Source organism: Stenotrophomonas sp. STEN225, from assembly GCF_056756445.1.
On record NZ_JBRRBV010000026.1, the window covers coordinates 24,557 to 32,073 of the forward strand.

At 66.4% G+C, this 7,517-nt stretch carries 6 protein-coding genes; 1 reads left to right on the forward strand and 5 read right to left on the reverse strand.

Annotation, left to right across the window (positions count from 1 at the left end; all coding sequences use genetic code 11):
• Window positions 1–4 precede the first annotated feature (4 nt).
• From lldR to ACVOJ1_RS18260, 4 genes are all read right to left on the reverse strand, one after another.
• Window positions 5–769, reverse strand: coding sequence for a transcriptional regulator LldR (lldR, locus tag ACVOJ1_RS18245; protein ID WP_111185966.1), 765 nt, complete (start codon window positions 767–769; stop codon window positions 5–7).
• Window positions 770–840: 71 nt separating this feature from the next.
• A complete protein-coding gene (lldP, locus tag ACVOJ1_RS18250) occupies window positions 841–2,499 on the reverse strand; it encodes an L-lactate permease (protein ID WP_065182750.1) in 1,659 nt (552 codons plus the stop codon).
• A 214-nt stretch (window positions 2,500–2,713) separates the two neighbouring features.
• Window positions 2,714–3,163: an MgtC/SapB family protein gene (locus ACVOJ1_RS18255; protein WP_053517640.1), complete on the reverse strand. Its 450-nt coding sequence runs from the start codon at window positions 3,161–3,163 to the stop codon at window positions 2,714–2,716.
• 127 nt (window positions 3,164–3,290) lie between these two features.
• Window positions 3,291–4,049, reverse strand: coding sequence for an SDR family NAD(P)-dependent oxidoreductase (locus ACVOJ1_RS18260; protein ID WP_053517641.1), 759 nt, complete (start codon window positions 4,047–4,049; stop codon window positions 3,291–3,293).
• A gap of 172 nt (window positions 4,050–4,221) precedes the next feature.
• On the opposite strand from ACVOJ1_RS18260, the gene ACVOJ1_RS18265 reads away from it, so the two are divergent.
• Window positions 4,222–5,313, forward strand: coding sequence for an alkene reductase (locus ACVOJ1_RS18265; RefSeq protein ID WP_111185968.1), 1,092 nt, complete (start codon window positions 4,222–4,224; stop codon window positions 5,311–5,313).
• A gap of 95 nt (window positions 5,314–5,408) precedes the next feature.
• On the opposite strand, the gene ACVOJ1_RS18270 is transcribed toward ACVOJ1_RS18265, so the two are convergent.
• On the reverse strand, window positions 5,409–7,319 hold the full coding sequence (locus ACVOJ1_RS18270; RefSeq protein WP_346480745.1) for a CocE/NonD family hydrolase: 1,911 nt from the start codon (window positions 7,317–7,319) through the stop codon (window positions 5,409–5,411).
• Window positions 7,320–7,517 lie beyond the last annotated feature (198 nt).

The window sequence follows — 7,517 nt, forward strand, 5'->3', positions numbered from 1 at the left end:
GGGGTCAACCGTGTGGGGAAGGCAGGCGCGAGGCCCGCGCGCGCCGGGCTTCGTTGTCGTCGAGCGTGCGCAGTGTGGTGTGCACGAACTCGAGGTGGGCATGCGCGGCGGCGCGCGCGCGCTCCGGATCACCGGCCAGCACGGCATCCATCATTTCGCGATGCTGATCGGACAACGGCGAGAATGTTCTGGCCGAGGTGTAGAGCTTTTCGCGGCTCTGCGAGATGTTGGCCTGCAGCAGATCGAACAGGCCACGCATCACCTGCAGCAGCACCAGGTTGTGCGACGCTTCGGCGATGGACAGGTGGAAGGCCGCATCCGCCTCCGCCTCGCCTGAAGGATCATCCTTGCCATGCGCATCCATCATGGTCTGGAAGGCCTGGGCGATGCGTGCCCGATCCTCATCGGTGGCACGCAGCGCTGCATGCCAGGCCGTCGCTCCTTCCAGCGCGTGACGGATCTCCAGCACGTCGAAGCGGTATTCCGGGTCGCCCTGGAACAACGGCAGGTACGGAGCCAGGGGTTCATCCAGCGCCTGCCGCGCGCGCGTGGCCGGCTCCGCCACGTAGGTGCCGCCGCCCACGCGTGCGCTCAGCAGGCCCTGGCTGGACAACTGCGCGATGGCCTCGCGCAGCGCCGTGCGCGAGACACCCAGCTGCACCGCCAGCGCGCGCTCGGCCGGAAGCCGGTCACCCGGCTGCAGCTGCCGCTCCTGCACCAGACCACGCAGCTGCGCGGCCACCTTGTCTGAAATCCGTTGCGTGCTCATGGCGCCATTGTGGCCCGAAGCGCCTGGCAGGTGCGGCCCATGCTGCGCGGATAGGTCGTCGGCTGCATGGCTCAGGGAATCATCCAGGTCAGCCAGTACGCCTGCGCGGTGGTGATCAGGCCGACCATCACGGTGAAGATCAGGCTGTGCTTGACGGTGAAGCGGAACAGGTCCGATTCCTTGCCGGCCAGGCCGACCGCGGCGCAGGCGATGGCAATCGACTGCGGCGAGATCATCTTGCCGGTGACGCCGCCGGTGGTGTTGGCCGCCACCAGCAGCACCTCGGACACGCCGATCTGCTGCGCAGTGGTGGCCTGCAAGGCCGAAAACAGCGCGTTGGAGGACGTGTCCGAGCCGGTCAGGAACACGCCCAGCCAGCCCAGGAACGGCGAGAAGAAGGTGAATGCCTTGCCGGTATGGGCCAGCGCCAGCGCCAGCGTGGCCGACAGGCCCGAATAGTTGGCGATGAAGGCGAAGGCCAGCACCATGCCGATCGAGTAGATCGGTGTGCGCAGCTCGCGCACGGTCTCGCCGAAGGTCTGCAGCGCCGCCTTGGCCGGCATGCGCAGGGCGATGATGGCAATCACTGCGGCGAGGATGATCGACGTGCCGGTGGCCGAGAACGCGTCGAATTTATAGACCGCCTCGTAGCTCAACGGCGCAGGCACGATCGGTGGCATCTTCTGCACCATCTGGTCCAGGCCCGGCACCGGGATCTTCAGCACCCAGCTTTCCAGCGGGCCACCCGCCGCGAACAGCGACTTGAACGGCTTGATGCTCCACAGCGTGACCATCGCGGTAAGGATCAGGAACGGCGACCAGGCCTTGGCGATCTGGCCAACGCTGTAGCGCGGCGCTTCCAGCGCCTGGGCGGCCGCCTCGGCGCTGGTTTCGGTATCGAAGCGGAAGATCCGTACCGGCTTCCAGCGGCGCAGGAACAGGGTCAGGCACACCAGCGACGCCAGCGACGCGGTGATGTCCGGCAGCTCCGGCCCGATGAAGTTGGAGGTCAGGTACTGGGCAATGGCGAACGACCCGCCGGCCACCAGCACAGCCGGCCAGGTTTCCCTGACGCCACGCCAGCCATCCATGATCGCCATGATCCAGAACAGCACGATGATGGTCAGGAACGGCAGCTGGCGACCGGCCATCTGGCCGATCTCGAAGGCCTCCAGCCCGGTGACCTGTCCCGCCACGATGATCGGAATGCCCATCGCACCGAATGCCACCGGCGCGGTATTGACGATCAGGCACAGGCCCGCTGCATACAGCGGCTTGAAGCCCAGCCCGACCAGCAGCGCTGCGGTGATCGCCACCGGCGCGCCAAACCCCGCCGCGCCTTCCAGGAAGGCACCGAAGGCGAAGCCGACCATCAGCATCTGCAGGCGCTGGTCTTCGGTCACCGACAGGATCGAAGCGCGGATGATGTCGAACTGCCCGGTCTTGACCGAGACCTTGTACAGGAACACCGCGCCGATGATGATCCAAGCGATCGGCCACAGCCCGTAGACGAAACCAAAGCCGGCCGCTCCCAACGCCTGGGTCAGCGGCATGCGGTAGAACAGCAGGGCCACGGCCAGTGCGATGGCCACGGTGATCGTGCCGGCCAGCCAGCCTTTCATGCGCAGCACGGCCAGGGCAACGAAGAAGAACGCGATCGGCAGCAACGCGATCAGGCTGGACAACCACAGGTTGCCGGCGGGGTCGTACAGGTGTTGCCAGGGCTGCATGGAGGCTCTCGACGGGGGCGGAATGTTTCCCCACCGCATGCGATGGGACGCCGTGGCCACGAGTATTGGTATTACCAATAATCAGATTCATCGGACCACTTGAGGCCGATTGAACCGCCATTCCGACGAATAGCCTATTAGACCATAGAGTTACCGTGCATATTGGTATTACCAATAAAGCGCCACATGACAGAAGCTCGAAGGTGCTGCCCCGCTAGAGCCTGTCCGCCAACCGTCGCATCACCGCCAGCACCAGCAGGCACAGCACGCTCACACCAAGGGCAATGACGTACTTGCCGATGCCCACCGCAATCCCGATGGCGGCGGCCATCACCAGCGAACTGGCCGTGGTCAGCCCGCTGACCTGGTCCTCGCGGCTGCCACGCAGGATGGTGCCTGCGGCAACGAAGCCGACGCAGGCCACCACCGCTTCGATCAGGCGCACCGGGTCGACCTGCAGCAGGTCGCGGTAGCGCTCCTGCTGGAAATGCTCGGCCACGGAATCGCCGAGCCCCACGATGAGCGCTGCGGCGCCGGCAATCATCATGTGCGTGCGCAGGCCCGCCGCATGCTTGCCCATCTCGCGCTCGATACCGAGCACGCCACCGAACAGCATCGCGGCGGCCACGCGCAGCAGGATCGATACATCCTGGTTGAGTTCCATCGACGTCTCCGGGAGTTTCCCGGAGCGTTGCGCGTCAGCCGTCGGATCGCGGTGAAGGACGCACCACGGCCCGTTCACCCGGTAGCGCCGGGCCATGCCCGGCACCACCGTCCCTGCGGTCACCGCATCACTGCGCCAGATAACCGCCATCGATCGCGTAATAGGTGCCGGTCGCGAACGAGGCATCGTCGCTGGCCAGCCAGGCCACCAGCGCCGCCACTTCCTCGGCCTTGCCCAGGCGCTTCAAGGCGTGGCGGTCTTCCAGCGTGGCGCGCACCTTCGGATCCATCTTCTCCAGCAGCGGCGTGGCGATGAAGCCCGGCCCCACCGCGTTGACACGGATGCCATCGGCGGCGTGCTCCCACGCCGCGGTCTGCGTCAGGCCGACCACACCATGCTTGGCCGCCACGTACGCGGTCGAACCGGCATAGCCCACCTGGCCCAGGATCGAGGCCATGTTGATGATGCTCCCGCCCTTCCCGGCCGCGCGCATGGCCTGGATCTGCGCACGCTGGCACAGGAATACACTGGTCAGATTCACATCGACCACCCGCTTCCAGCCATCGACGGGATAGTCGCCGCTGCTCGCCGCCGGACCGCTGATGCCGGCGTTGTTGACCGCGACGTGCACGCCGCCCAGCTCCTTCACTGTGCGCTGCACCGCCGCCTCCACGGCAGCCTCATCCGTGACGTCCAGGGCGATGCCGATGGCGCGGCTGCCACGCCGGGCCAGCGCTTCCACGGTGGCGTCCACCGCGTCCTGCTTCAGGTCCCACACTGACACCGCAGCACCGGACGCTGCCAGCAGTTCGGCCACGGCCAGGCCGATGCCGGAAACGCCACCGGTCACGATCGCCGTCTTGCCGCCGAGCTGATAGTCGATCATCTGTGTTCTCCATCTATCGGGAATCGATGTGGACACGCGTCCACCCGCGACCCACGGTACGCCCCGCCGTGTTACGGCCGCGCCACTTCCAGGCGCTGCAACGAACCTTCCCATCGCTGCAACGCGTTCGACCGTATGCTCGACCTCACCCTCCCCTGCTGTGGAAACTCCAATGAATCCCGCTGACGCCCTGCTGTTCACGCCCACTCACCTGGGTGACATCGCTGCCGCGAACCGCATCGCCATGGCACCGCTGACGCGCAACCGCGCCCTGCCCGACCGCGTCCCTTCTCCGCTGGCGATCACCTATTACCGCCAACGTGCCAGTGCCGGCCTGATCATTGCAGAAGCCACCCAGATCAGCCCTCTGGGCCAGGGCTACCTTGATACGCCGGGCATCTACAGCGCCGACCAGGTCGCTGCGTGGAAATCCATTACCGACGCGGTACACGCCGAAGGTGGCCGCATCGTGCTGCAGCTGTGGCATGTGGGTCGCATTTCCCATACCAGCCTGCTGCCGGAAGGCGAAGTGCCGGTGGCACCCAGCGCCCTCCGCGCCAATGGCAAGACCTTCACCGCCAATGGATTCGAGGATGTCTCCGCGCCGCGCGCATTGGCGCTGGAGGAGATCCCGCAACTCATCGAGGATTACCGCAGCGCCGCGCGCAATGCAATTGCCGCAGGCTTCGATGGCGTCGAGGTACATGCAGCCAACGGCTACCTGATCGACCAGTTCCTGCGCGATGGCAGCAACCACCGGGACGATGCCTACGGTGGAAGCATCGAGAACCGTACGCGTCTGTTGTTCGAGGTGGTCAGCGCGGTCGCCGAAGCAATCGGCGCCGGCCGCACCGGCGTGCGCCTGTCACCGGTCACGCCGGTCAATGATGCCCATGACAGCAACCCGCAGCCGCTGTTCAACCGTGCAGTGGAGCGCCTGGACACGATCGACGGACTGGCCTTCATCCATGTCATCGAAGGTGCAACCGGTGGCGATCGGGACAACATCCCGTTCGACTACCCTGCGCTGCGCGCACGCTTCCGTGGCGCCTGGATCGCCAACAACGGATACGACGCTGAGCGTGCCGGGCAGGCCCTTGCCAGCGGCTATGCCGACATGATCGCGTTTGGTCGGCCCTTCATTGCCAACCCGGATCTGGTCGCGCGACTGCGCAGCGGTGCGCCGTTGGCCGAGCTCGACCCGGCCACCTTGTATGGCGGTGGCGAACACGGCTACATCGACTACCCGGCACTGGATGCCTGACGACGGGTGCAAGCCCGGTCCACCGCGACCGGGCATGGCCCGGCGTTGCCCATGGAAGGTGGCGCCGGGCCAGGCCCGGCGTTGCCCGCCCCGTTTCAGTACACCGGCAGATCGATGTAGCTGGCCTGCGCCGCGCTGTGCCAGACCCGCTGCGTGGCCTTCTGGTAGTCGCCCGGCTTGGCCAGGTAGATGTTCGGCACATAGGTCTGCGGGTTGCGGTCATACAGCGGGAACAGGCTCGACTGCACCTGCACCATGACCCGGTGCCCCTTCTGGAAGGTGTGGTTGGCGTTGGGCAGGTCGAAGCGGTAGGGCAGCACCTGGTTCGCCGCCAGCGGCTTCGGATCGCTGAAGCTTTCGCGGTAGCGGCCACGGAAGATCGCCAGTGACACCGGCAGCTCATAGCCGCCCATCTCCGGCGCCGAGGCCTCCTGGTCCGGATACACATCGATCAGCTTCACCACCCAGTCGCTGTCGGTGCCGCTGGTGGACGCCTGCAGGTGCACTACCGGCGCGCCGCCGATGCGCAGTGGCGCGGCCAGCGGTTCGGTGATGAAGGTCAGCACGTCAGGTCGGCCATCGACGAAGCGCTGATCCTTGACCAGCCAGGTCGTCCACATGTCGCGGTCACCGAAGCGCACCGGGCGCGGTACGAACGGCACCGGCTTGGCCGGGTCGGACACGTATTCCTCGAAGTCGCCCTCGCCCGCCGCCGGCGCCTGGAACGCCAGCTTGCCGCCGGCACGCAGATAAAGCGGTTTGCTGCGGGCGGCGCACCCCTGGTCGCAGCTGCGCGGCCAGCCCTTCAGGCGATCCCAGTGGTTTTCACCGGTGTTGTAGATCAGCACCGGCGGTGTGTCCGCCTTCGGCGCGCCGTCCACCAGGTACTGGTCGAAGAACGGCTTGAGCACATCGCGGCGGAACTGCAGCGCGGTATCGCCGTCGAACTTCAGCGCGCCCAGTTCGCTGGCGCTGTAGTTCACCTGGCTGTGCCGCCATGGCCCCATCACCAGATAGTTGCGGTCGTTGCCGCTATCGCGCCCTTCCATCGCCTGGTAGGCGTGGTTGGCACCCCACATGTCCTCCTGGTCCCACAGGCCCTGCAACCACAGGGTCGGCACCTTCAACGGCGTCTTGGCCATCACCGCATCCAGCGCCTGGCCCTGCCAGAAGGCGTCATACGCCGGGTGCTCGACCAGCTTCTTCCACCAGGTCAGCTGGTCCACGCCGGTGAAACGGGCGTAGTCGCCAGCCGAACCGATGCGCAGGAACGTGCTGTAGTCGTCATAGCCCAGGCTCGGCAGCGGCGTGCCCTTGCCGCGCTTCTCGGTCTGCATCGCGAAGTAGTTGAAGTTGACCTGGCGGAAGGCACCGTAGTTGAGCCAGTCGTCGCCCATCCAGCCATCGACCATCGGGCTCTGTGGTGCCGCCACCTTCAACGCCGGATGCGGATCGGTCAACGCCATCACCACGGTGAAACCTTCATAGGACGAGCCCAGCATGCCGACCTTGCCGTTGCTCTCGGGCACGTGCTTCACCAGCCAGTCGATGGTGTCCCAGGCGTCGGTGGAGTGATCCACCTTGGTGTTGTTCAACGGCCCGCGCAGCGGCCGGGTCATCACGTAATCGCCTTCGGAGCCGTACTTGCCACGGATGTCCTGGAATACGCGGATGTAACCGCTGTCGACGAACACCTCGTCGCCCTGTGGCAGCAGGTCGCGCATGCGCGGCGAGTCACTGCGGTTGGCGCGGCCGGCAGCATCGTAGGGCGTGCGGGTCAGCAGGATCGGCGCGTTACGGGCGCCCTTGGGTACCACGATCACCGTATACAGCCTGGTGCCATCACGCATCGGCACCATCACCACGCGCTTGTCGTAGTCGCGCCCCACATCCGTGGCAACGAAAGGCTTGCCGCTGATGTCCGGGGTCATCGGCGGAGTATCGGCAGCCAGCACGCTGCTGGACAGGCAAAGGGCGATGGCTATTGCAACGGCACGCACACGCATGGACAACCCCTTCCGGCGGGAAAGTTCCAAGCCTACTCCTGCCCTGCCCTGTGAAGGGTGTGACGGCTTTGCATTCTGCGGCGGATGCGGGCAGGACTGATGGCACATGTGCCTCCGCTGCCGCTGGGCGAGCCCGGGGGTGGGCCCCCCCCACCCCCCCGGGGGGGGCGGGGGGGGGGCGGCGCCCCACCCCCCGGC